This window comes from Streptomyces regalis (assembly GCF_001509475.1).
Lineage (GTDB): Bacteria > Actinomycetota > Actinomycetes > Streptomycetales > Streptomycetaceae > Streptomyces > Streptomyces regalis.
The window spans coordinates 39,903-61,505 of record NZ_LLZG01000243.1 but is presented as its reverse complement, the minus strand read 5'-3'; the positions used below and the strand labels follow the sequence as shown (position 1 = coordinate 61,505).

At 70.8% G+C, this 21,603-nt stretch carries 21 protein-coding genes and 1 pseudogene; 16 read left to right on the top strand and 6 right to left on the bottom strand.

The window, feature by feature from the left end:
* Nucleotides 1–336 precede the first annotated feature (336 nt).
* The 6 genes and pseudogenes from ADL12_RS24585 to ADL12_RS24560 form a co-directional block, all read left to right on the top strand.
* Entirely contained in the window at nt 337–540 is a 204-nt protein-coding gene (locus ADL12_RS24585; protein WP_062705211.1) for a cold-shock protein, read from the top strand.
* Between the two features lie 135 nt (nt 541–675).
* Nucleotides 676–1,776 carry a fatty acid desaturase family protein gene (locus ADL12_RS24580; protein ID WP_062705210.1) on the top strand — a complete coding sequence of 367 codons (1,101 nt, stop codon included), beginning with the start codon at nt 676–678 and terminating at the stop codon, nt 1,774–1,776.
* 424 nt (nt 1,777–2,200) lie between these two features.
* Nucleotides 2,201–2,404 (top strand): cold-shock protein, encoded by a 204-nt coding sequence (locus tag ADL12_RS24575; protein ID WP_062705208.1) that lies wholly within the window; start codon nt 2,201–2,203, stop codon nt 2,402–2,404.
* A gap of 172 nt (nt 2,405–2,576) precedes the next feature.
* Complete coding sequence (locus ADL12_RS24570; RefSeq protein WP_062705206.1) at nt 2,577–4,016, top strand: DEAD/DEAH box helicase; 1,440 nt, start codon at nt 2,577–2,579, stop codon at nt 4,014–4,016.
* A 589-nt stretch (nt 4,017–4,605) separates the two neighbouring features.
* Nucleotides 4,606–5,505, top strand: coding sequence for an aminoglycoside phosphotransferase family protein (locus ADL12_RS24565; protein ID WP_062705204.1), 900 nt, complete (start codon nt 4,606–4,608; stop codon nt 5,503–5,505).
* Between the two features lie 192 nt (nt 5,506–5,697).
* Nucleotides 5,698–6,369 (top strand): annotated as a pseudogene (locus ADL12_RS24560) (N-acetylmuramoyl-L-alanine amidase); the annotation flags it as partial.
* A gap of 559 nt (nt 6,370–6,928) precedes the next feature.
* Here the strand turns inward: ADL12_RS24560 and ADL12_RS24555 are convergent.
* Nucleotides 6,929–7,498 (bottom strand): hypothetical protein, encoded by a 570-nt coding sequence (locus ADL12_RS24555; protein ID WP_244188036.1) that lies wholly within the window; start codon nt 7,496–7,498, stop codon nt 6,929–6,931.
* Between the two features lie 346 nt (nt 7,499–7,844).
* On the opposite strand from ADL12_RS24555, the gene ADL12_RS24550 reads away from it, so the two are divergent.
* Nucleotides 7,845–9,008 carry a PP2C family protein-serine/threonine phosphatase gene (locus tag ADL12_RS24550; RefSeq protein WP_425265147.1) on the top strand — a complete coding sequence of 388 codons (1,164 nt, stop codon included), beginning with the start codon at nt 7,845–7,847 and terminating at the stop codon, nt 9,006–9,008.
* Between the two features lie 23 nt (nt 9,009–9,031).
* Here ADL12_RS24550 and ADL12_RS24545 read toward each other — a convergent pair whose 3' ends face one another.
* Complete coding sequence (locus ADL12_RS24545) at nt 9,032–9,214, bottom strand: hypothetical protein (RefSeq protein ID WP_062705200.1); 183 nt, start codon at nt 9,212–9,214, stop codon at nt 9,032–9,034.
* Nucleotides 9,215–9,355: 141 nt separating this feature from the next.
* Here ADL12_RS24545 and ADL12_RS24540 point away from each other — a divergent pair, with 141 nt between their 5' ends.
* Nucleotides 9,356–9,760, top strand: coding sequence for a hypothetical protein (locus tag ADL12_RS24540; RefSeq protein ID WP_159053272.1), 405 nt, complete (start codon nt 9,356–9,358; stop codon nt 9,758–9,760).
* Here the strand turns inward: ADL12_RS24540 and ADL12_RS24535 are convergent.
* On the bottom strand, nt 9,747–10,217 hold the full coding sequence (locus ADL12_RS24535) for a bifunctional DNA primase/polymerase (RefSeq protein ID WP_062705196.1): 471 nt from the start codon (nt 10,215–10,217) through the stop codon (nt 9,747–9,749). The genes ADL12_RS24540 and ADL12_RS24535 overlap by 14 nt on opposite strands.
* 248 nt (nt 10,218–10,465) lie before the next feature.
* Between ADL12_RS24535 and ADL12_RS24530 the strand changes: the two genes are divergently transcribed.
* The 5 genes from ADL12_RS24530 (at nt 10,466) to ADL12_RS24510 (ending at nt 14,095) form a co-directional block, all read left to right on the top strand.
* Nucleotides 10,466–11,065 (top strand): DUF998 domain-containing protein, encoded by a 600-nt coding sequence (locus ADL12_RS24530; protein ID WP_062705193.1) that lies wholly within the window; start codon nt 10,466–10,468, stop codon nt 11,063–11,065.
* A 150-nt stretch (nt 11,066–11,215) separates the two neighbouring features.
* Complete coding sequence (locus tag ADL12_RS24525; RefSeq protein ID WP_167364429.1) at nt 11,216–11,524, top strand: hypothetical protein; 309 nt, start codon at nt 11,216–11,218, stop codon at nt 11,522–11,524.
* A 70-nt stretch (nt 11,525–11,594) separates the two neighbouring features.
* On the top strand, nt 11,595–12,365 hold the full coding sequence (locus ADL12_RS24520; RefSeq protein WP_062705266.1) for a hypothetical protein: 771 nt from the start codon (nt 11,595–11,597) through the stop codon (nt 12,363–12,365).
* A gap of 238 nt (nt 12,366–12,603) precedes the next feature.
* Nucleotides 12,604–13,290, top strand: coding sequence for a sigma-70 family RNA polymerase sigma factor (locus tag ADL12_RS24515; protein ID WP_208614610.1), 687 nt, complete (start codon nt 12,604–12,606; stop codon nt 13,288–13,290).
* Nucleotides 13,291–13,879: 589 nt separating this feature from the next.
* Nucleotides 13,880–14,095: a hypothetical protein gene (locus tag ADL12_RS24510; protein WP_062705189.1), complete on the top strand. Its 216-nt coding sequence runs from the start codon at nt 13,880–13,882 to the stop codon at nt 14,093–14,095.
* 179 nt (nt 14,096–14,274) lie between these two features.
* Here ADL12_RS24510 and ADL12_RS24505 read toward each other — a convergent pair whose 3' ends face one another.
* From ADL12_RS24505 to ADL12_RS24495, 3 genes are read right to left on the bottom strand one after another with little or no spacing between them, the layout of a single operon-like run.
* On the bottom strand, nt 14,275–15,279 hold the full coding sequence (locus ADL12_RS24505; RefSeq protein WP_062705187.1) for an ABC transporter substrate-binding protein: 1,005 nt from the start codon (nt 15,277–15,279) through the stop codon (nt 14,275–14,277).
* Nucleotides 15,264–16,049, bottom strand: coding sequence for an ABC transporter ATP-binding protein (locus tag ADL12_RS24500; protein ID WP_062705185.1), 786 nt, complete (start codon nt 16,047–16,049; stop codon nt 15,264–15,266). Before ADL12_RS24500 ends, ADL12_RS24505 begins: the two co-directional genes overlap by 16 nt.
* A 2-nt stretch (nt 16,050–16,051) precedes the next feature.
* Entirely contained in the window at nt 16,052–17,074 is a 1,023-nt protein-coding gene (locus ADL12_RS24495) for a FecCD family ABC transporter permease (protein WP_244188033.1), read from the bottom strand.
* A gap of 416 nt (nt 17,075–17,490) precedes the next feature.
* Between ADL12_RS24495 and ADL12_RS24490 the strand changes: the two genes are divergently transcribed.
* From ADL12_RS24490 to ADL12_RS24480, 3 genes are all read left to right on the top strand, one after another.
* Nucleotides 17,491–18,216 carry an ankyrin repeat domain-containing protein gene (locus tag ADL12_RS24490; protein ID WP_062705183.1) on the top strand — a complete coding sequence of 242 codons (726 nt, stop codon included), beginning with the start codon at nt 17,491–17,493 and terminating at the stop codon, nt 18,214–18,216.
* Between the two features lie 243 nt (nt 18,217–18,459).
* Entirely contained in the window at nt 18,460–19,914 is a 1,455-nt protein-coding gene (locus tag ADL12_RS24485) for a cytochrome P450 (protein WP_062705181.1), read from the top strand.
* Nucleotides 19,915–20,124: 210 nt separating this feature from the next.
* Nucleotides 20,125–21,603: an MFS transporter gene (locus ADL12_RS24480; RefSeq protein WP_062705179.1), complete on the top strand. Its 1,479-nt coding sequence runs from the start codon at nt 20,125–20,127 to the stop codon at nt 21,601–21,603.

Genomic DNA, 21,603 nt, shown 5'->3' with positions numbered 1-21,603 from the left:
GGGCGACGCCGAAGCGGGTGACGGCGTGCGAGGTGCGCTCGGTGCCGCAACCGTACTCCCCTCCGGACCCCCGTATGTGCCAGGTCCGGGCTCCGGAACCGCCCGCCGGGAGCGTCACCGGGCCCTGGTCGGCCCAAGCGGGAACATTCCCGGCGCACCGGACGTTGTGGCGAGTGGTTGTAGTTGAAGTTTGCGAACGTGGAAGCGCCCGCGGAGTTCTGACAGCGGGCGTTTTTGTCGTTTCGGGGGTTTTCTTCGACGGCTGGCGACCAACAGCCCGGGATCGCGCGAGCGCGTGCCTACCCGACCTACTCGCCATCTCGAAGGAGACATCACATGGCTCAAGGAACCGTGAAGTGGTTCAACGCGGAGAAGGGATTCGGCTTCATCGCCCCTGACGAGGGCGGTGCCGACATCTTCGTCCACCACTCGGCGATCGACACCGACGGCTTCCGCTCCCTGGAGGAGAACCAGCGGGTGGAGTTCACCGCCGGCCAGGGCCCCAAGGGCATGCAGGCCGACCGGGTCCGCGCGCTCTGAGGACCTCGCGTCAGGGCAGGCCCGCGGTGCGGGCCTGCCCTGTGCCGCATCCGTCTGTTTCCGTACGGGCTTCCCGCGCCCGGCACTCTGTCCCCGCGCCGGTGGTACCGGCCCGCGTGTCCCGAAAGGCAAACCTTGAGCACTGACATCATCAATTGGGGCGCCGATCCGGCGGCCCGGCACGCCGAGACGGCAAAACCCCCTTCCGGAGCCCGGGGCAGCGACTACGCCGCGCTCTCCCGTGAGGTGAAGCAGCGCGGGCTGCTGAAGCGGCGGCCCGGCTACTACTCCGTCAAGGTCGGCGCGAACCTCCTTCTGCTGGCCGCCGGCTGGACCGCGTTCGCCCTGATCGGGCAGTCGTGGTGGCAGCTGCTGACCGCCGCCTTCCTCGCCGTGATGTTCACCCAGACCGGATTCATCGGGCACGACGCGGGACACCACCAGATCGCCGGTTCCAAGCGCGTCAACAACCTGCTCGGCCGCGTGCATGCAGACCTGCTGATCGGCCTCAGCTACGGCTGGTGGATCGCCAAGCACAACCGGCACCACTCCCACCCGAACCACGTCGACCGCGACCCCGACATCGCCGACGGCGCGATCGCCTTCACCGAGGACCACGCCCGCGTCCGCAGCGGGGCGTACGCGTGGCTGGCCCGTCACCAGGCCTGGCTGTTCTTCCCGATGCTGCTGCTGGAAGGACTCGCCCTGCACGTCGCCGGCGTACGGGCCCTGCTCGACCGCACCGGCTCGGCGACCTCACGGACGACCAAGGTGGCCGAGGCGAGCCTGATGACGGTGCATCTCGGCGGCTATCTCGCCGCACTGTTCCTGGTCCTGACTCCCGTGCAGGCCGTGGTCTTCCTCGCCGTGCACCAAGGTCTGTTCGGCCTGTACATGGGGTGCTCGTTCGCCCCGAACCACAAGGGCATGGCCCTGTTCGGCAAGGACGACAAGGTCGACTTCCTGCGTCGGCAGGTACTGACGTCACGCAACATCCGGGGTCACCGACTCACCGACTTCGCGCTCGGCGGGCTCAACTACCAGATCGAGCACCACCTGTTCCCCTCCATGCCGCGGCCCAGCCTGCGCCATGCCCAGGAAATCGTGCGCACCTACTGTGCCCGGCACGGCATCGCGTACCACGAGACCGGGCTCTTCGACTCCTACGCCCAGGTACTGCGGCACCTCCATGAGGTAGGCGGCCCGCTGCGCCTGCGCCCCGAGCTGGAGTACTGATCACCCCGGCGATGAACGGGTCCCTGCCGTGTCAGCCGGCACACCGCGGCTGGGGGCCGCTGCTCGCTCCCGTCCCGACGGGGCTCGTCACTGAAGAGGGCGAGTTCTCCTTGGTCGCACCTTTGTGTAATCCAGAAATTCACCTTCCGCATGTGGTCGAGTTTGCGCCGGCTCGCGTACTGAGCCGTGCCTCCCCGCCAGGCCGAGGTTTTACGTCGCGGGTGTAAGTGGGGCGGGGACCCTTACACCGTGCTAAAATTGATGATGGTTGCAGTTGTGGTTCCCGAAACTTCAAAGTGACTTGGCGACTGTATGTCGTCGGGCATTTCTGTATCTCCGGTGCTTATCCGGACGGGGCTCATTGTGACAACGCAGGGGTTCACGCGGTGTGAGTCCCCGGGTACTGCCCCCAAGGAGATGTGATATGGCTACTGGCACCGTCAAGTGGTTCAACGCGGAAAAGGGCTTTGGCTTCATCGAGCAGGACGGCGGCGGCCCGGACGTCTTCGCCCACTACTCGAACATCGCCGCCCAAGGCTTCCGTGAGCTCCAGGAAGGCCAGAAGGTGAACTTTGACGTCACGCAGGGCCAGAAGGGCCCGCAGGCGGAGAACATCACTCCCGCCTGACGTCGAAGCGTATGAGATGGCTGGGGTCCCGCCTTGCGGTGGGGCCCCAGCTCATTGCTTTCTTTATCCCGCTGGAATTCTTTTTGATTCACATTCGGCTCGTTCTTGCAATTTATCCGGCTCATTCGTGTCGGGGATTCCTCGATGCGCGCCTTGTTGAGGAAGGTTCTCCATGAGCCGTTCAGCTCGCACGAACGACCGTTTCCGCCCAGGGGGCTCCACACCACAGGGGGAGTTCGCGCTGCCCGTCACCGTCACCCCGGCCCTCCCCGCCGCTGCGACCTTCGGTGAACTGGACATGCCCGTCGAGTTGCTGGAGATGCTCACCAGTCGCGGCCTGAACGAGCCGTTCCCGATCCAGGCCGCCACGTTGCCGAACGCCCTCGCAGGGCGCGACGTCCTGGGCCGCGGGCGCACCGGATCGGGAAAGACACTCGCCTTCGGCCTGGCGCTCCTCGTGCGTACGGCCGGGCAGCGTGCCGAGTCGCGGAAGCCCCTGGCCCTGATTCTCGTCCCCACGCGCGAGTTGGCCCAGCAGGTCACCGATGCGCTCGCCCCGTACGCCCGGTTGCTGAAGCTGCGGCTGGCCCCTGTGGTCGGCGGCATGTCGATCGGCAGGCAGGCCGGCGCACTGCGTGCCGGGGCCGAGGTGGTCGTCGCGACTCCTGGCCGCCTCGCGGATCTCATCGAGCGCAAGGACTGCCGCCTGGACCGAGTAAGCGTCACCGTGCTGGACGAGGCCGACCAGATGGCGGACATGGGCTTCATGCCGCAGGTCACCGAACTGCTGGACCAGGTACGTCCCGACGGCCAGCGCATGCTGTTCTCGGCCACACTGGACGGCAACATCGACCTCCTGGTCCGTCGTTACCTCCATGACCCGGTGGTCCATTCGGTCGACCCGTCGGCGGGCGCGGTCACCACGATGGAGCATCACGTGCTGCAGGTGCACGGCGCCGACAAGTACGCCACCGCCACCGAAATCGCTGCCCGCGACGGGCGCGTGATCATGTTCCTGGACACCAAGCATGCGGTCGACCAGTTCACCAGGCACCTGCTGAACAGCGGCGTAAAGGCCGCGGCGCTGCACGGCGGCAAGTCGCAGCCCCAGCGCACCCGCACCCTGGCACAGTTCAAGACCGGTGACGTCACGACGCTGGTGGCAACCAACGTCGCGGCCCGGGGCATTCACGTCGACGATCTCGATCTCGTCGTCAACGTCGATCCGCCCAGCGACCACAAGGACTACCTGCACCGCGGTGGCCGTACTGCCCGCGCCGGCGAGTCCGGCCGTGTCGTCACGCTGGTCCTCCCCAGTCAGCGCCGGGACATGGTCCGTCTCATGTCCGACGCAGGCATCAGGCCGCAGATCACGCAGGTCCGCTCAGGCGAGGCCGAGCTGAGCCGCATCACCGGAGCCCAGGCTCCCTCCGATGTCCCCGTCGGCGGCACCGGGCCGGTCGCGGAGCGCCCCAAGCGCGGCGGTGCCCCCTTCCGCGGTCTGGGCACCCGCCCGGGGCGGGTCGGCGGCGGTGGTGAGTCTCGCCGGTCCGCTGAGGCCCGTCAGATTGCCGAGGCCCGCAAGGCCGCCCGGGTCCGTCGTGGCGCATAGGTCGGCAACGGCGCCCTCGTGCCACCGCGAGCCCTGAACGCCCTAGATGCAGCGGCGGGGGAGTGCACGGCCGTGGACAGGTGGACGAACGGCACCGGCGAGCGGCGGCCGCAAACGGAGGGCGACCTCCACGGGAAGCATCCAGGCGTCACGATGGCGTTTCGTCAGCGCATCCGCGTGCACCAAATCCGCCTATTCGGCCGGCGGGAAGCTACGGAAAAGTGCTCTGCACCGGAGGGACGTCCCACTCAGCCGGTGACCCGGCCCTCGTCGCGTCGTCCGACGGCCAGTTGGCCGGGACCTGGCAGGAGACGCCGTGTCGGGGCAGCAGCTTGCGCACCCGTTGCAGGGCGTAACTCTTGGAACCGGTGGCCGATCACGGTCTTGATCCTTCGCGATCGCCGAGCTCGACTCGCCATCGGCGAACCGTTCGGCGGGCGTCTTCCGGATGCCCTCACGGAACTGCCGGCGTTCATCGGTCGGGCCCCGCCCTCCGCGTCCCTAAATTCCGTCGACAGGCGGAGCCGTGAACCACTGTGATGGCTCAGACTGCCCGCCGCACGGAGCGGGCCGGCCACAGGAGTTGCTCTTGGTAACCGCGAGAACTGCGGACACGCGCCCCCAGATCGATGGGGTACTGGTCAGGCGTCTGGTCGATACTCAGTTCCCGCAGTGGGCGGGGCTGCCCCTGAAGCTGCTCAACCCGGCCGGCTCCGACCATGTGATCTACCGGCTCGGCGAGGAGTTGTCGGTCCGGCTGCCCCGCCATGCCGGAGCCATCGGGCAGGCCAGGAAGGAATTCCAGTGGCTGCCCCGACTCGCCCCGCACCTTCCCCTGGCCATCCCGGTACCGGTCGGGGTGGGTGACCCCGACTTCGGTTATCCATGGCCCTGGGCGGTGTCCCGCTGGCTGGACGGCGAGGTGGCGACCGTCGAGGCACTGGCCGACTCCTCCAGCGCCGCCGTTGAACTGGCTCAGTTCTTGGCCGCCCTGCAGCGGTTCGCACCCGAGGACATCCCTGCCGGGAACACCCGGGAGGACCTCACCGGTCGGCCGCTGTCCGACCGGGACCGCGCGACGCGGGGCGCCATCGCCGAGGTTGACGGCGTCTTCGAGGCCGTAGCGATGACCGAACTGTGGGACGCGGCGCTGAGCGCCCCTGGATGGGACCGCTCTCCCGTCTGGTTTCACGGCGACTTCCACACCGGCAACCTGCTGACCGTCGACGGCCGCCTCAGCGCCGTCATCGACTTCGGCGGGCTCGGCACCGGTGACCCGGCCTGCGACCTGGTGATCGCCTTCACCCTGATGTCGGCCGACAGCCGAGCCGTCTTCCGCGATGCGCTCGGCGTGGACGACACCACCTGGATGCGGGGGCGCGGCTGGGCCCTGGCCACCGGCCTGAACGCTTACACCTCCTACGCCGCCGTCAACCCACGGGTCGCCGCGCAGACCACCCGGCAGATCACCCACGCCCTCATCGGCTGAGAACGGCCGCACAATGAGCGGAGCACCCCGAGACCGGTTCACTGCCGCTCGGACGTGTCGAGGACTTGGGTGCGATGCCGGTTCCCGCGGGGCGCCCACGCAGCCCACGACCGTGCGGGGCCCAAGACCCGCGCAGGGGACGCACTTGTCGCAGTGATCTGCATCACCGTACGTCGCTTCCCTATGATGCCCGGCAAGACGGCCACCACCGCCGCGATGAACGTCGTCGCGGAGACGACCGCACCGACCTTCACCACCGCCCCGAAGCTCTCCCTGCGCACCGGCACCGTCAACACCACCGCCGTCCCGGTCACGCTCGGCTGGAAGGCCGCCGACAACGCCGCCCTGCGCGAGGTGAAGCTGCTGTCCCCGACCACGGCCACGTTCGGCCCGGCGAGCACCAGCTCCAGCCGCACTGCCAAGTCCGGTACCTCCACGACCTGGTCGATGCGGGCCTACGACTACGCCGGCAACTACCGCACCTCGTCCCCCTCCTATACGCCGGTGATCCTGCAGGAGACCTCCGCCGTCAAGTCCGGGAGCTGGACGACCCGTTCCTCCACCAGCTACCTCGGCGGCAAGTCCTACTCCAGCGGCTCCAAGGGAGCCAGTCTCTCCTGGACCTTCACCGGCCGCTCCGCTGCCTGGGTGGTCTCCCGCGCCGCCGCATCCGGCCAGGCGTACGTCTACGTCGACGGCGTCAAGGTCTCGACTGTCGACCTGAAGTCGTCCACCACCCTTTACCGGCAGGCCATCTGGACCAAGACCTGGTCCAGCAGCGCGAAGCACACCGTCAAAATCGTCATGGTGGGCACCAGCGGACGTCCCACCGTCACCACCGACGGTCTCGTCTACATCAAGTAACCCCGCCGCCCAGAGGCCCACGACAGTCGGCGCGTGCGGCCTGCGGCGGTACGTCGGCCTGCACGATCAGCATCGGATCGTGCAGGCCGACGTCACGTGTTCGGGGGAGGTTCGGGCAGCCGGTCGCGTGCCGGGTCGTACTCCATCCATCGGAGCAGGCCCGCTTGCGCGGCGCAGGCGGCGGTGAGGGGTCCACCGGCCGGCTGCGCGGCCCCTCCGACGCCCCTTTCCTCGGTCTGGCGTCCGCGCGGCCACGACGACGCTCGGGCCGGACTACGACCAGGTCGTGGGCTGGGTCGTCGAAGCGCTCGGAGCCTCACGCATCGGAGTCGTCGGCCTCAGCCTGGGGGGACTATTTCGCGGCCGGGCCGCGGCGCTGGAGCCGCGCGTCGCTGTGGTCGCGACGGTCAGCGGTCTCTTCCGCCTCGACTGGGAACAACTGCCCCCACCAGTGCGGGACATCATGGCCAGGCGCACCCAAGGAGCGGAAGCCGCCCGCGACTTCGCCGGCATGAACCGCTTCACCGGGCCGCCTCCAGGTCCACCCCGGCCGGCCCGGTCACGGCCACACGGATCCCCCTGATACGTACTGGCGGACCAGTTGCCGGTCGTGGTCCTGCCCTTCGTCCGGTGTCGTCCGGCCGAGCGGGGCGGTTGCGGGGCGGCCGGGGTGGCCCTGGAGGCGGGACAGCTCGCTCGCGCAGCGCTGCAGGGCCACTTCCAGGACCTCGGGCATGGTCAGCCTGCCGGTGCCGTCCGGCGGAACGAGCCAGCGCAGCGCGCCCCAGCGGCAGTGCGGGGCGGGAGCGGCGATCCACGTTCCCGCGCCGAGGAGGCGTACGCCGGTGCCGATCCACACGGTCTGCGGCTCCGGGGGCAGCAGGAATCCGACGTGACGGCGCCGGGTGTCCAGCAGGCAGGGGCCGGAGTCGAGCAGCGCCAGCTCCTCCAGCAGGTCGGCGACGCGCAGCCCGAGTTCTTCAGGCACGATCAACACGTCCCAGAACCGTCCGGCCGCCAGGAGCGTGACTCCGGTACTGCCGTTCTGCCACTCCTGCTTGCAGGCGCCGGGGTCCTCCGACGCCGCGGCCAGCCATTCCATTGACTTCGTCCACTCCGTGAGTGCCAACAAAAGCCTCCTCAGTGGTGCGCAGACGCCCGAGACGGCCGTGACCGGGCGATGCCCTAGTGCACCGGGTGCCAGGTGTCGCGGCCATACGCCGGAGCTCAATTCCCCGTATGGGGCGAGCGCCCGCGCTCCAAACAGGCAGATGGCAGGGCACGCGCCCCCACGGCAGCGGAGTACGCCGGAGCTGATCGGGGCGCCAGGCCTGCCCGACCCCGCCGTGTCACCATCCGCACGCTGTCTGTGCTCGCGTTTGGCGGGGGCGGGAGCTGTTGGGTGCGTGTCAGGGCGCTGGATATTCTGTGCGTTACCTATGATGCTTTTTCACCCTTTTAGGGTGTTTGATGTGGTGCGTTGGTTGCAGTCGTTCCATAGGCCGGCGACGGTGGAGCCCGCCGCGCCGGGCGGCCTACCCGAGGAGGACCTCGGCGTGCTGTCCCGGGAGGCCGCCGGTCAGGTGGGCGGTACGGCGGCGGTGCTGCGGCGGATAGGCAGGGGCAGGGGCTTGGGTAGGGGCAGGGGAGAAGCCGGGGCGGAGTACGAGGCCGTCCACGGCGACCCGGCAGTGCTGCCCGGCGACGCCTCGTGGGCCCTGGCCACGGCGCCCGGCGGCGCCCGACCGGCGCTCTGCGTTCCGCTGGCCACCAGCGGGCACCGTTACGGCGTGCTGGTCTGCGCCCGCGACCCGGCACCCTTCACCCGCGAGGAAGCCGAGCTTCTCACCCTCCTCGCCGACCGCGCCGCCTCCCACATCCGCCACGCCCGGGAGCATGAACGGATAAGAGGCCTCGTCGGCAAGCTTCAGCGGGCCCTGCTCGCCGAACCCGGCCGCCCCCACCCGAACCTCGACGTCGCCATCCGCTACCTGCCCATCGGGCAGAGCACCGTGGTCGGCGGCGACTGGTGTGAGACCGTCCGCCTGCACTTCGGCCGGACGCTGCTCGTCGTCGGCGACGTCATGGGGCACGGCCTGGAGGCCGCCGTGGACATGACCGCCTACCGCTCCGCCCTGCGCTACATCGCCTCCGCCGACCTTCCGCCGCACCGCGTGCTGCGCCAGCTCGACGACATCGCCTCCGCGGAGCCGGAGCGCCGCCCGGCCACCTGCCTGATCGCTCGCCTCGACCCCGACCGCGGGCAGGTGACCCTGGCCAGCGCCGGCCACCTGCCCCCGGCCGTGATCGACGCGGAGGGGCGCACCTCACTGCTGCCGGTGCCGGTCGGCCCGCCCCTGGGCACCGGCCTCGGCGGCTACGAGCCGGCCACCTATCGGCTGGACCCGACCCAGACGCTGCTGCTGTTCACCGACGGACTCGTGGAACACCGCGGCGAGGACATCGACCAGTCCCTGGACCGGCTGGTCGACGTCGGCTTCACGTCCGTCGCGGGCGTCGAGGACGTCATCGACACGGTCCTCGCCCGCCTCGACGCCCGGCATGCCGAGGACGACGTCGCCGTACTCGCCGCCCAGTTGCACCAGCGCACCCCGGACACCCACGACGCGCGGCGCTGAGCGGTACTGCCCATCGCCGCCCATCACCAGTCGTCGTACGGGGCTCCGGAGACGTACGGGTCATGCCGTCGTCCCGGTGACTCGGACGGCTGTGCCGTCCGCGGCAGGCTCGCCTCACGCAACGCGGCGCACCACGGGCAGTCGGGGGTGTCGTCGGCGTCGTCGCGGATGCCGAAGAGGGAGGGGAGGTGGTGTCGTCGGTCCATGGAAGCGGCTCCTGTCTCGATCGAGGGCGGACCGTGTGTGTCGAGCGCACCATGGCTCCATCCGGGGGATGGTCTCACTCGACTGGGTGGCGGCAGGGGCGGCGGGCGTACCACCGGCGCACGCCTCGGCGTTTCCCCGACATGGACAGCACTGAGACGGCGCGGCGTGTCCTCGGAAACGATGACGCACCCATGTCGTACGTCGTACCGGCCACCGGTGTTCCGGGTCGGCCGTCGATCTATGCGGCGCTGGTCGCGGAGTGGCGCGCCAACGGCCGCGCGGTTCCGGGGCGCCGCGACACAGCGTGGCACTCCGTTGCCGCCGCCGATGGTCAAGGGCAGGCCGTCACCTCCTGGGCGGTCGGCCGGTGGACCGGCCCGGCTCGGGTCGTCGACGCCGAACCGGCCGGTGAGCGGCGCGTCGAGGCGACCGAGCGCGTACCGGCCGTTGTCGTTCCCCGGGGTCTTCCCGGACCGGCAGCCGTGTGGGAGTGGGACGGGAGCAGCGGACGCGTCAGCGTCACCGCTCCGCCTATGGCCGACTGACGCGCGCCAGCACGTCAAGTGTGCCGCCGGCCTCGCGCAGCGCCAGCTCCACGACGGCCGGGTCGTGCAGGGCGCCGGTGCCGTCGGGTGGCAGCAGCCACTCCAGGCGCCATCCGGAGGACCGGTGGGGCGGTGGTACGGCAACCCATGATCCCCTGCCGGCGTGGCGTACGCCGGGCCCGACCCACTCGGTGGCCGGATCGGGCGGAAGGAAGAAACCCACCCTGCGCGCCCCGCAGTTCACGAGGACGGGGCCGGACGCCCGCACCTGCGCACGCCTCAAGAGATCCAGGGCGCTCAGGCCCAGGTGCTCGGGGACGGTGAGGACGTCCCAGAGCCGTCCGGCCTCCAGCAGGACCGCATCCGCACCGTCGTCCCACTGCTGTCGGCACGCCCGAGGATCCGTGGCAGCCGCGGCCAGCCACTCGACGGCATGCTTCCCCATGGTGCGCTGCATTTCCTACCCCCAGCACTGTCTGCCCCGCCGGCCCTTCAGGGCCCTTCATGCTGGTGGATATTTCTATGGGCCGGAAGGGGTGGCGTGGCCTGGCGTTTACGGTCGTTCCGTTCGACGGACGCTCGACTGTTCGCTGCACACGGGCCGCGCGAACCCCCGGATACGCACCGGGGCCCTTGTGTGCACGGTGGTCCGACGGTGCGGCGTGTGCGCGGCAGGTGGCCGAAGGGGCGTTCTACGGTGGCTTGATGCGACCTGTCCCAAGATGGGCCTTGCTTTCGTCGGGATGTGCGCCGGTCGTGCTGATCGGAGGATGGACGATCGCGGCGCTGCTCGAAGGGCCCGCCTACGACCCCGCCAGGCAGACGATCAGCGTCCTCGCGGCCTACGGCGCCGCGGGATTCTGGGTGATGACCGCGGCGCTGGCCACCCTGGGCGTCTGCCACCTGGTCACCGCCTGGGGGTTGCACCCGGCCGCACTCCCCGGGCGTGTGGCGCTGGGCGCCGGTGGAGTGGCGGCGTTCGTGGTGGCGCTGCTCCCGCCGCCGAGCAGCGGGGGGTCCCTGCGCCACGGTTCGGCTGTCGCGGTCGGCTTCGCGCTCCTGGCGGTGTGGCCGGTGCTGGCCGCCGACCGCGGCGGCGCCGCACCGTGGGGACTCCGGCCCGTGCCCTCCTTCACGGCGACCGCATTGATGGTCGCCAGCGCGGCCTGGTTCATGATCGAGATGTATCAGGACGGTGCCGACGGGGTCGCCGAACGCCTTGTGACAGCCCTTCAGTCCCTGTGGCCCTTCGTGGTCGTCGCCTCCTGTCTCCGCCACCCTCAGCGCGAGGGGCCTTCGCGCTGAGGCGTCCCCCTGCAAGGAGGGCCGGAAGGGCTGGAAGCGCACGCCCACCAGTCGGGTCGCGCTCGGCGCCGGGGCGTGGTGGTTCAGGAGTCGTCGCGGCGCGGTTTCTTAAGACGGCGGGGAGCCGCCGCGCGTCCTGTCGCGGCCGGCATGCACCGCTCCGGAACGAGTGACGACGGCGGCGCCACGGACGTGGGGGACATGCAGGACATGGACATGCGGCACGAGGGGCGGCGGCTGATGGCCATCGAACCGGCACCCCCGATGACGACCACGGACCTGACCGTCGGTGGGATGACCTGCGCCGCTCGCGAAGCTGGATGGCGTACGCGCAGACGGTCGACTCGGCCCGCGTCCCGGGGCGGCAGCCTCGCCATGGCGCAGTTCGGCCTGGATGTGAAGGCACGCGCGCTCAGTTCCCTCTCACTGATGTGTCCTGTGTCACTCTTCTGGGCTTGAGTGTGGGACTGGGGTGTTGTGCGTACCCACCCGTGACGAGTGGGCCCGGGATGCGAGGATGAGGGCCGTCATGACTGCTGGGTGGGGTGTGCGCACGGTACGGGCCGCGGTGTTCGCGTCCGTCTGTGTGCTGCTCGCCGCCCTCGGCCACGTATTGATGTCGGGCGCGACCGTCCCCTGGTGGACGCTGGCGCCCGGTGCCGTCCTCACGGGCGGCGCGGGCTGGTGCCTGGCAGGCCGGGAGCGCGGACTTCCGCTGGTCGTGTCCGTCGTGGTCGTCGCCCAGGGTGGGCTGCACGCGGCCTTCGAGTTCGCACAGTCCTCCGCTGCTCCCGCGCACGACTTGGGCTCCATGGGCTCTATGTCCATGGGGCATATGGGCGCGAGCAACATGGGCGCGAGCCACATGGGCTTGGGCCACATGGGCTTGGGCCACATGGGCTTGGGCCACATGGGCTTGGGCCACATGGGCTTGGGCCACATGGGCTTGGGCCACATGGGCTCGGGCCACATGGGCTCGGGCCACACGGGCTCGGGCCACACGGGCATGGCGCATGACATGGCGGCCACGTCCTCGTTCGGCATGTTCGCCGCCCACACCCTCGCCGCGCTGCTGTGTGGCCTGTGGCTGGGTCACGGTGAGCGTGCCGCGTTCCGGATCCTGCGGGCCGTAGCCGGTTGGCTGGCCGCCCCGCTGCGGGTGGCGCTCGCCCTGCCGGCACCGCCGCACTGCCCGTGTCTGCGTCTGCGGCGCGGCCGTTCCGACCGGGCGCCGCGACTGCTGCCGCTCGTTCACACGATCACCTCTCGGGGGCCTCCGGCGGGGATCGCTGTCGTCTGAGACAGCCGGTTCCCCGAGGCCGCACGGGCGTCGAGTCGTCGACGCCGGCCGCGCCTCGGGCCTCGGTCGCACCTGCCGTGCGGCCGTATCCCCTGCATCCCCGGACTCCTCCGGTACGGCGTGCCCGTACGTCTCGCGACGCGTACACGTGCCCTGGTGCTCGCCCGGCGGCCACGCCGTAGTGCCCGCCGTCCGCCGCCCGCCGTGCCGGAGCCCGGACTACCCGAGAAGGACTCAGGTGATCACTCCTGCCCTGCCTTCCCCACGCGCGACCCGCGTGAGTTGCACGAAGGCAGACAACACCTCCAAAACGGCCTCCTGTGACGAGTCCACGACCGCGTGGGCGCTGGCCGCCCGCGGCGGTGACCCGGACGCCACTGATCGTTTCGTCCGCTCCCTGCACCGCGATGTCGTGCGGTACGTGGCGCACCTCTCCGCCGATCCGCAGGCCGCCGACGATCTGGCGCAGGACACGTTCCTGCGGGCGCTCGGCAGCCTGCACCGGTTCGAGGGCCGCTCCTCGGCGCGCGCGTGGCTGCTGTCCATCGCGCGCCGCGCGGTGATCGACAGTCACCGGTACGCCGCCGCCCGGCCCAGGCTGAGCGACTCGGACGACTGGACGCTGGTGGCGGAACGCGCACAGCCGACCGGCCTGCCCGGCTTCGACGACGGCATCGCGCTGCTCGACCTGCTGGACGCGCTGCCCGACGAGCGCCGTGAGGCGTTCGTCCTGACCCAGTTGGTGGGCCTGCCCTACGCGGAGGCGGCCGAGAGGAGCGACTGCCCCGTCGGGACGGTCCGCTCGCGCGTCGCCCGCGCCCGAGCGACCCTCGTCGAGCTGCTGACCGAGGCGGAGACGGGGGCGCAGTCCGAGGCCGCGGCCGACGCCGTGGCCATGGCGGAACCGGCGGCTGTGGCCGCCTGACGGGAACGCCGGTGTCAGTTTCGGTTCCCTCTGCCGGGAACTGACACCGGCCTCGCCCCGACTACTGGATCGGGCATCTGGTGGATCGTGGGGAGTTTCGATGCGTTCTCGTGCGGCGGGGTACGACGGCCGCCGGCTTCCCGCCCGGAAAGGGGACCCTGCCGCGTGAACTTGGCGCGCAGGCACGGCAGGTGAAGGTACTCCGATGAACATGGGCACAGGGACGGGGGACGCGCCGACCGAGGAGGAGTTCAGGGCGGCCGGCATCAAGCACACCTTCCTGAAGTCCACGGCCTGCGCCGCCACGAGCATCGACATCGAGGGCCTGCACGTCGCGTACGCCGGCCGTACGAGCCGGCTGAGCCCCGCCGAGGCGCCCCGGCATGTCGCGGCCACGTGGTCGCCCCCGCGATGTGCTGCAACCCGCCCTGCTGGCCAAGGTGTTCGGCGTACCGGCGGCCGTGGTCGCCCGGCGGGCCGGTGGGGCCAGCCGGTACGGGTATCCCTATGTCGGCCCCGAGCGGTGTCTTGGGGGCTGGTCCCGGGCGGTCACGCCGGTGAGCGCCCACGAACCGAAAGGTTGTGAACCATGAGCGACATCGAAGGCCTGGCCCCGGTGGCGACCTTCTGCGGCAACTGCGACTGCGGCTGTCCGCAACTGTTCGTCGACCCCGCCGCCCCGGCCGAGCGCCGGGTGATCCTCACGGACGACTTCGGGCAGCGGGTGCAGATGAGCGCCGACCAGTTCTCGTCGCTGGTCGCGGACGCCAAGTCCGGCAAGCTGGACGGCATCAGCACGGTCTGACGCCGTAGCGGGCACCGGCTCCATATCGAGCAAATCGTCGACCACGCCCGGGAACTCAGAAGTGAGGGGCCGCTGGGTTCCCGTGGCCGTGGCGGGCGCGCTGTCGTTCGTGGCGATGCTCGACATGAACATCGTGAACGTGGTTCCTGCAGCTGGACCCTCATGCCCCGCGCCGACGGTCAGCGCTCCTCGGCGACCTTCCGCAGATAGGTGCCGAGCCGGGCGATGGCCGACGGGTTGCGCGGGCTCTCGACCAGGTCGACGTAGTCGAGGACGAAGATCCGCTTGTGCTTGACGGCGGAGACGTTCCGCAGGGGCGCGTAGGAGAGGAGGAACTTCTTCTTCTGCTCGGCGCTCACGTCCCCGTAGTCGCAGATGACGATGACGTCGGGGTCGCGCTGTACGACGCTCTCCCAGCCGACGGTGGTCCAGGAGTCCTGGACATCGTGCATGACGTTGGTCCCGCCGGCCTCGCTGATGATCTGCTCGGGGGCGGCGTAGCGGCCGGAGGTGAAGGGCTGGTCCTGTCCGCTGTCGTACAGGAACACCTTCGGCCGGTCGGCGCCCGTAGGAGCCTTCGTGTGTACCTCGGCGACCTGCTTCTTGAAGTCGGCGATCAGCGCCGCGGCCCGCTTCTCGACGCCGAACAGCTTCCCGAGGTTGGTGAGGTCGGCGTACAGGGCGTCCAGGGGCGGCATGATGCCGCGCGACGTCTCCGTACGGCCGTTGTGGCAGGACTCGGTGAGGATGTACGAGGGGATGCCGAGCTTCTTCAGGGCGTCGGGGGTGAAGCCGCTGTCCTCGCGGAAGCCGTAGTTCCAGCCGGCGAAGACGAGGTCGGCGCGGGCGTCGAGGGCGTTCTCCTTGGTGAGCTGGTCCTTCGACAGCCACTTCACCTTGTCGTAGCCGTCCTTCCACGGCACGCCGCTCAGATCGCCCTTGTCGTCGGGCATGGCGAACCCGGCCATGCGGTCCTCCAGGCCGAGGGCGAACATCAGCTCGGTGATGCCGACGTCGTTGGTGACGACGCGTTCGGGCACCTTGTCGTACGTCACCTTGCGGCCGCAGTTGGTGAGGGTGACCGCGGAGGACTTGGAGTCCGCCGACTTCTGAACTGTGGCTCCGCAGCCGGTCGCGGTGACGGTCGCGGCGAGGCAGAGGGCGGTGGCTACGAGCTTGCGCATGTGGTTGTTCCTTGAGGCAGGAGGTCGAACAGGAGCTGGACGACGCCGGTCTCCGGGTGCCGTACCGGATGGGCACGGACCCCGAACACCTCGGCGAGCAGGGCGGGTTGAAGGACGTCGTGCGGGGCGCCGGAGGCGACGACCCGGCCGCCCTCGATGACGTACAGGACGTCGCAGTGCGCGGCGGCCAGGTTGAGGTCGTGCAGGGCGGCCAGCACGGTCAGGCCGCTGGCCCGCACCAGGGACAGCACGTCCAACTGGTGGGCGATGTCGAGGTGGTTGGTGGGCTCGTCCAGGACCAGCACCTGCGGTTGCTGGGCGAGCGCCCGGGCGATGAGCACGCGCTGCTTCTCGCCGCCGGACAGGGCGAGGAACCCGCGGTCGGCGAGATGGGCGACGCCGGTGCGGTCCATGGCCGCAGCACAGATCTCCCGGTCGGACGCAGCTGTACGGTCCCGGTGCGGGAGGCGCCCCATGGCCACCACCTCGGCGACCGTGAAGTCGAACTCGGCCGACGACTCCTGCGGCAGCGCGGCCAGTACCCGGGCGGCGGCCCGGGGCGCCATCGCGTGGACGTCGTCCCCGTCGAGCCGCACCACGCCGTCGGCCGGACGCAGCGCCCGGTACACGCACCGCAGCAGCGTGGACTTGCCGCTGCCGTTCGGGCCGACGAGCCCCACGAACGCCCCGCTGTCCACGGTCAGTCGAAGGTCGTCGACCAGCCGCGCCCCGGCCGCCTCGACCGTGATCCCCTCGATGTCGAGCCGCATGCTCACCGCCCCCCGAACGCATAACCGCCGCGCCGCATCAGCAGCAGAAACGCGGGCACCCCGACCACGGCGGTGATCACGCCGACGGGCAGTTCGGCGGGGGCGAGGAGGAGCCGGGAGAGCAGGTCCGCCCACACCAGCAGCACGGCCCCGGCGAGCGGCGCCACGGCCAGCACCCGCCGGTGATCGGCGCCGACCAGCATCCGTACGACATGCGGCACCATCAGCCCGACAAACCCGATGGCCCCGCTGACCGCCACCACGGTCCCGGTCACGGCGGCAGTGACGAGGAACAACTCCCTGCGCAGCCATGCGGGTTGGACCCCGAGGGCGGCGGACGTCTCGTCCCCCATGGCGAGGGCGTTCAGCGCCTCGGCCCGCCACCGCAGCCACACCCAGCCCGCCGCCACGGTCACCGCGGCGAGCGGCACCTGGGCCCAGGTCGCGCCGCCCAGGCTCCCGAGCAGCCACATCATCGCCGAGCGGGCGGCCTCGCCCCGGGCCGCGCCGAACACCATGACGGTGGTGACGGCCTCGAAGCCGTACGCCAGTGCCGTCCCGGTCAGGATCAGCCGCAGCGGGGTGAGGCCGTGCGGCGACCGCGCCACGGCATACACCAGCGCCGTCGCCGCGAGCGCCGACGCGAAGGCCGACAGGGACAGCGCCCAGACCCCGAGCCCCGCGAACGCCCCCAGCAGGATCACGGCGTTGGCGCCCACCGCGGCGCCCGAGGAGATGCCCAGCACGAACGGATCGGCGAGCGCGTTGCGCACCATCGCCTGCACCGCCACCCCGACGGACGCGAGCCCGGCCCCGACGACCGCGCCGAGCACGACGCGTGGCAGCCGGATCTCCCAGACGATGGCGTACGCGGCGACGTCCCCGGCGTCGATGGTGCCGCCGGTCAGCCCGGCCCCGAGCAGCCGGAAGACATCGCCCCAGCCGATCCCGGCGGCTCCCAGCCCCACACCGCACACGAGTGAGACGAGCAGGAGCAGCCCCAGCGCGAGGACGAGCGACACCACGGATACGCGCGAGGCACCGGGCAGTCGGGACGCTCCGGATTTGGGTTTCGGTCTCACTATCCGGGTCGGACTTCGGTGCACGGGCGGCGGTCCTTCGCCTGGGGCCGCCTGTGAGCATCGATCAGGGAGACAGCCCGTACGACCGTGCCGGCCGCGCGGTCCCCTCTCGCAGTCCACGGCGAGCAGTTCAACGGTCGCACCCACCACGGGCGATCGGGCTCGCGCGACGGACCACATGGTCCCCGCGCACACCGTTGCGGGTCAGCGCCGGACTCTCACCGGACTTCCCCCGCGGGAGGCCCGGGGAGCGTAACAGAAAGGGGTTCGGGGGCGGCCGGACAGGGGCGCCGTGGCCCGCGGGAGGGGGCGTTGTCAGTGCGCCGTGTTATCCAGGTGGGGACTTGGGAGGTGGACCGATGCTCATCGATACGACCGCCCCGCCGGCCCGTGCCGTCATCGAGGCGATCCGGACCGGCGACGTGGGCGCGTTGCAGGACCTGCTTACCGCTCATCCGGGGCTGGCCACGGCACGGCTGGGCAACACGAAGACCACGCGGACCCTGTTGCATGTCGCCACGGACTGGCCCGGCCACGTGCCCAACGGTCCCGCGACGGTGACCGCGCTGGTCGCCGCGGGCGCGGACGTGAACGCCCGGTTCACCGGCGCGCACCGCGAGACCCCGCTGCACTGGGCGGCCAGCACCGACGACGTGCCCGTCCTGGACGCTCTGCTCGACCTGGGCGCGGACATCGAGGCCGACGGCGCGGTCATCGGCAACGGCACGCCGCTCGCGGACGCGGTGGCCTTCGGACAGTGGGGGTGCGCGAGGCGGCTGCTGGAACGCGGCGCCCGCACCACCCTGTGGCAGGCCGCCGCCCTCGGCGAGGCCGACCGCGTATCCGCCTGCTGCACGTCCGAGTCCGACCCGCCCACCGAGGAGGACATCACCGCCGCGCTGTGGTGCGCCTGCCACGGCGGGCAACGCCAGACGGCCGGCTACCTGCTGCAACGGGGCGGAGACGTCAACTGGGTCGGCTACGACCAGCTGACTCCACTCGACGCCGCCCACCGCTCCGGCCATCCCACGCTGGTCACGTGGCTGCGCGAGCAGGGAGCGAAGTCCGCCGAGGAGTTGGTCTGACGGTGGGCGGGGATCGGCGTCGGGCGGGGACTGACGTCGGGCCGGGCGGGCGACGCCCTCGGCCGACGTGCGGCCGCCGAGGCAGGGGTAAGACCGGGAACACCGGGAACCCCGCCGGCGCCCGGCGGACAGCCACCGCACCCGTCGTTCACCCGCAAGTGCCCCCTGGGGTAGGGTCACCGGCGTTGTCGGCTACTGACTGGTAGTGCACCGGTGCGGGGAGTGTCGGAGGGCGGCGGGCAGATGGAATCCCAGTGGGGTGAGAGCGGAGCGGTGGGCGCCGACGGCACCCGCTTGGAGGAGCTGGCTCCCGAACCGCTGCTGACCCGCGACTACGAGACGCGCCCCTCGCTCGTGTACGAGCGACTCAGGCAGCAGCACGGACCCGTCGCGCCGGTCGACCTGCTGGGTGTGCCCGCGTGGCTGGTCCTCGGCTACCGGGAGGCGCTGCAGGTTCTCCAGGACGACGACGGCTGGCCCAAGGGGCTGGAGAACTGGCGGGCCCGCGCGGAAGGCGAAGTGCCCGCCGACTGGCCGCTCGGGCCGTCCCTGGAGGTCAACCATGTGCTGATCCAAGGCGGTCCCGGTTACAAACCGCTGCGGACGGCGTGGGACGTAGCACTCAAACCGTTCCAGGATCCCGGCCACCCCCAGGCGAAGCGGCTGAAGGCGGCCGTCACCGCCTACGCCGACGAACTGATCACCTTGGTCGGGCACGGGGGCGGCACGGGCGTGGCGGACCTGTCCGCGCAGTTCTCCCGGCCGCTGCCCCTGATGGTGGCCAGCCATCTGCTGGGCTTCCCCGGTTCACAGGGCGACGACGCGCTGATGGACATGTGGCGGGTCCTGGACGCGGGCCCGGACGCGGAGCCCGCCCTGGAGCGGCTGCTGGCGACGCTCGCGGAACTGGTGGCCGTGAAGCTGAAGGAGCCGGGGGACGACTTCCCCTCCTACCTTCTGGCCGCGCACCCCGACCTGTCGCTCGACGAGCTGGCCCGTGAGCTGTTCATGCTGCTCGGCATGACCTCCGACCACGTCGGGATCCTCATGTCCAACACCGTGGTCGAGGTCATCTCCGGTGACGGCGACGGCAGCGTGCGCGCCAGCCTGTCCGCCGGGATGATCAGGGAGACCATGAACCGGGTGGTCATGCGCAAGCCGCCGCTGGTGAACTTCGTACCGCGCTTCGCCGCCAAGGACACCCCGCTCGGCAACTACACGATCCGCGCGGGCGACCCGGTGTGGGTCTCCTCCGCCGCCGCGCACGCCGACCCGCTCTTCGCCGATCACGTGGCGGCGAGCAGCACCATCAGCACCCGGGCGCACCTGTCCTGGGGCGCGGGGCCCCGCCAGTGCCCGGCGCGCGAGCTCGCGTCGACCGTCGCGGCCGTAGGTGTGGGCCGGCTCTTCGAGCGGTTCTCCCATCTGGACCTCGCCCTCCCGGCCGACCAACTGCCGTGGCGCTCCTCGCCCTTCATGCGCGGCCTGCGCTCACTGCCCGTACGGTACGAACTCGCCTCCCTGCCCGCGCGACCCTCGGCATCCGCGCCGGCGTCGGCACCGGAGCGGGCATCGGCGCTGCAGACGGTGCAGGAGTCCGAGCCGGAGCCGGCCGAGCCGGTGCTGCCGGACCAGTCCGCCCGGCAGCGCTCGTCGCTGTGGCGCTATCTCACGGGCCTGATCCGCCCCGGTCGCTGACCAGGGGCCTACCAGGGCCCCGCCAAGGGCGCCATGGCCCGGCCCCGTGATCGACTGGAGGCCCGTCCCACAGCGGCGTACGGTCGAATGGTGGCGGGAAGCCACCGAGCCCCCCGCCGACGGCGCGATGCGATGAGCAACCCGGAGCCGACACCCGAAGCGCGGACCACCCCGCAGGAGACGGAGCGGGGCGAGGGCCGTGGCAGTGGTATGGCGTTGCTGGTCATCGCGTCCTGCCAGCTGATGGTGGTGCTCGACATCACCATCGTGAACATCGCCCTGCCGGACATCCAGCGCTCCCTCGACTTCTCCACGACCAGCCTGTCCTGGGTGATCAACGCCTACACGCTCACCTTCGGCGGACTGCTGCTGCTCGGCGGCAGAATGGGCGACATCCTCGGCAGACGGCGCGTCTTCATCTTCGGCGTGCTGCTCTTCGTACTCGCCTCGTTGCTCGGCGGAATGTCCCAGAACGAGTGGCAACTGCTCGCCGCTCGTGCCCTCCAGGGCGTCGGCGGCGCCATCGCGTCCCCGACCGCCCTCGCCCTGATCAGTACGACCTTCCCTGAAGGGCCCGAACGCAACAGGGCGTTCGGCGTCTTCGCCGCGGTCTCGGCGGGCGGCGGCGCGATCGGGCTGCTGGCGGGCGGAATCCTGGTCGAGTGGCTGAACTGGCGCTGGGTGCTGTTCGTCAACGTGCCCATCGGGCTGCTCATCGCGCTCGCCACCCCGCGCTGGATCCGGGAGTCCGAGCGGCACCCCGGTCACTTCGACCTGGCGGGCGCGCTGGCCTCCACCATCGGCATGGTGCTGCTGGTGTACGGGTTCATCCGGGCCGCGCAGGACGGCTGGCGTGACCCGCTCACCCTGGCCGCGTTCGGGGCGGCCGTCGTCGTCCTGCTGGCGTTCATCCTGATCGAACGGCGCTCCCGGCAGCCGATCACACCCCTGCACATGTTCGCGGACCGCAACCGGGCCGGCACCTACGGCATGATGCTGAGCCTCGCCGCCGCGATCTTCGGCATGTTCTTCTTCCTCACCCTCTTCGTCCAGAACGTGCTGGACTTCAGCCCGCTCCAGGCCGGCCTTGCCTTCCTCCCGGTGAGCGCCGTCATCGCGGTGGGCGCGGGGCTGGCCTCCCAACTCCTGCCGAAGTACGGGCCCAAGCCCTTCATGGTCACCGGCGCGATACTGGCCGCCGCCGGCCTCGCCTGGCTGACCCTGACCGACGTCCACTCCACCTACGCGGGCAGCATCCTCGGCCCGATCCTCGTATTCAGCCTCGGGATGGGCATGGAGTTCGTGTCCCTGACCCTGATGGCGCTGTCCAACGTGGCCATCCGGGAGACGGGCGCCGCCTCCGGGCTTCTCAACGCCACCCAGCAGGTGGGCGGTTCCCTCGGGCTGTCCATCCTGGTCACGGTGTTCGGTACGGCCAGCGGCAACGAGGCCGACCAGCAGATCCCCGCCTTCCTGTCCCAGGCGACCCCCGTGGAGCGGCTCCGCTTCGAGCGCACGGGGCAGCTCCCGGCGCCCTATGCCGACGAGATCCTCACCGCGGGAGTCTCCGCCGCCTTCATCATGGCCGCGATCTTCACCGCGATCGCCGCGGTGATCGCCCTCCTCGTCATCCAGGTCCGCCGCTCCGACCTGGAACGGCTCCAGGGGGGAGGAATGCCGATGGCCTGA

Excerpts from the sequence above, each read along its gene's own strand:
- ADL12_RS24585 (WP_062705211.1), top strand. The coding sequence starts at position 337 with ATGGCTCAAGGAACCGTGAAGTGGTTCAACGCGGAGAAGGGATTCGGC.
- ADL12_RS24575 (WP_062705208.1), top strand. The coding sequence starts at position 2,201 with ATGGCTACTGGCACCGTCAAGTGGTTCAACGCGGAAAAGGGCTTTGGC.
- ADL12_RS24570 (WP_062705206.1), top strand. The coding sequence starts at position 2,577 with ATGAGCCGTTCAGCTCGCACGAACGACCGTTTCCGCCCAGGGGGCTCC.
- ADL12_RS24545 (WP_062705200.1), bottom strand. The coding sequence starts at position 9,214 with ATGGACCGACGACACCACCTCCCCTCCCTCTTCGGCATCCGCGACGAC.
- ADL12_RS24540 (WP_159053272.1), top strand. The coding sequence starts at position 9,356 with ATGGACAGCACTGAGACGGCGCGGCGTGTCCTCGGAAACGATGACGCA.
- ADL12_RS24535 (WP_062705196.1), bottom strand. The coding sequence starts at position 10,217 with ATGCAGCGCACCATGGGGAAGCATGCCGTCGAGTGGCTGGCCGCGGCT.
- ADL12_RS24530 (WP_062705193.1), top strand. The coding sequence starts at position 10,466 with ATGCGACCTGTCCCAAGATGGGCCTTGCTTTCGTCGGGATGTGCGCCG.
- ADL12_RS24525 (WP_167364429.1), top strand. The coding sequence starts at position 11,216 with ATGCACCGCTCCGGAACGAGTGACGACGGCGGCGCCACGGACGTGGGG.
- ADL12_RS24520 (WP_062705266.1), top strand. The coding sequence starts at position 11,595 with ATGACTGCTGGGTGGGGTGTGCGCACGGTACGGGCCGCGGTGTTCGCG.
- ADL12_RS24510 (WP_062705189.1), top strand. The coding sequence starts at position 13,880 with ATGAGCGACATCGAAGGCCTGGCCCCGGTGGCGACCTTCTGCGGCAAC.
- ADL12_RS24505 (WP_062705187.1), bottom strand. The coding sequence starts at position 15,279 with ATGCGCAAGCTCGTAGCCACCGCCCTCTGCCTCGCCGCGACCGTCACC.
- ADL12_RS24500 (WP_062705185.1), bottom strand. The coding sequence starts at position 16,049 with ATGCGGCTCGACATCGAGGGGATCACGGTCGAGGCGGCCGGGGCGCGG.
- ADL12_RS24490 (WP_062705183.1), top strand. The coding sequence starts at position 17,491 with ATGCTCATCGATACGACCGCCCCGCCGGCCCGTGCCGTCATCGAGGCG.
- ADL12_RS24485 (WP_062705181.1), top strand. The coding sequence starts at position 18,460 with ATGGAATCCCAGTGGGGTGAGAGCGGAGCGGTGGGCGCCGACGGCACC.
- ADL12_RS24480 (WP_062705179.1), top strand. The coding sequence starts at position 20,125 with ATGGCGTTGCTGGTCATCGCGTCCTGCCAGCTGATGGTGGTGCTCGAC.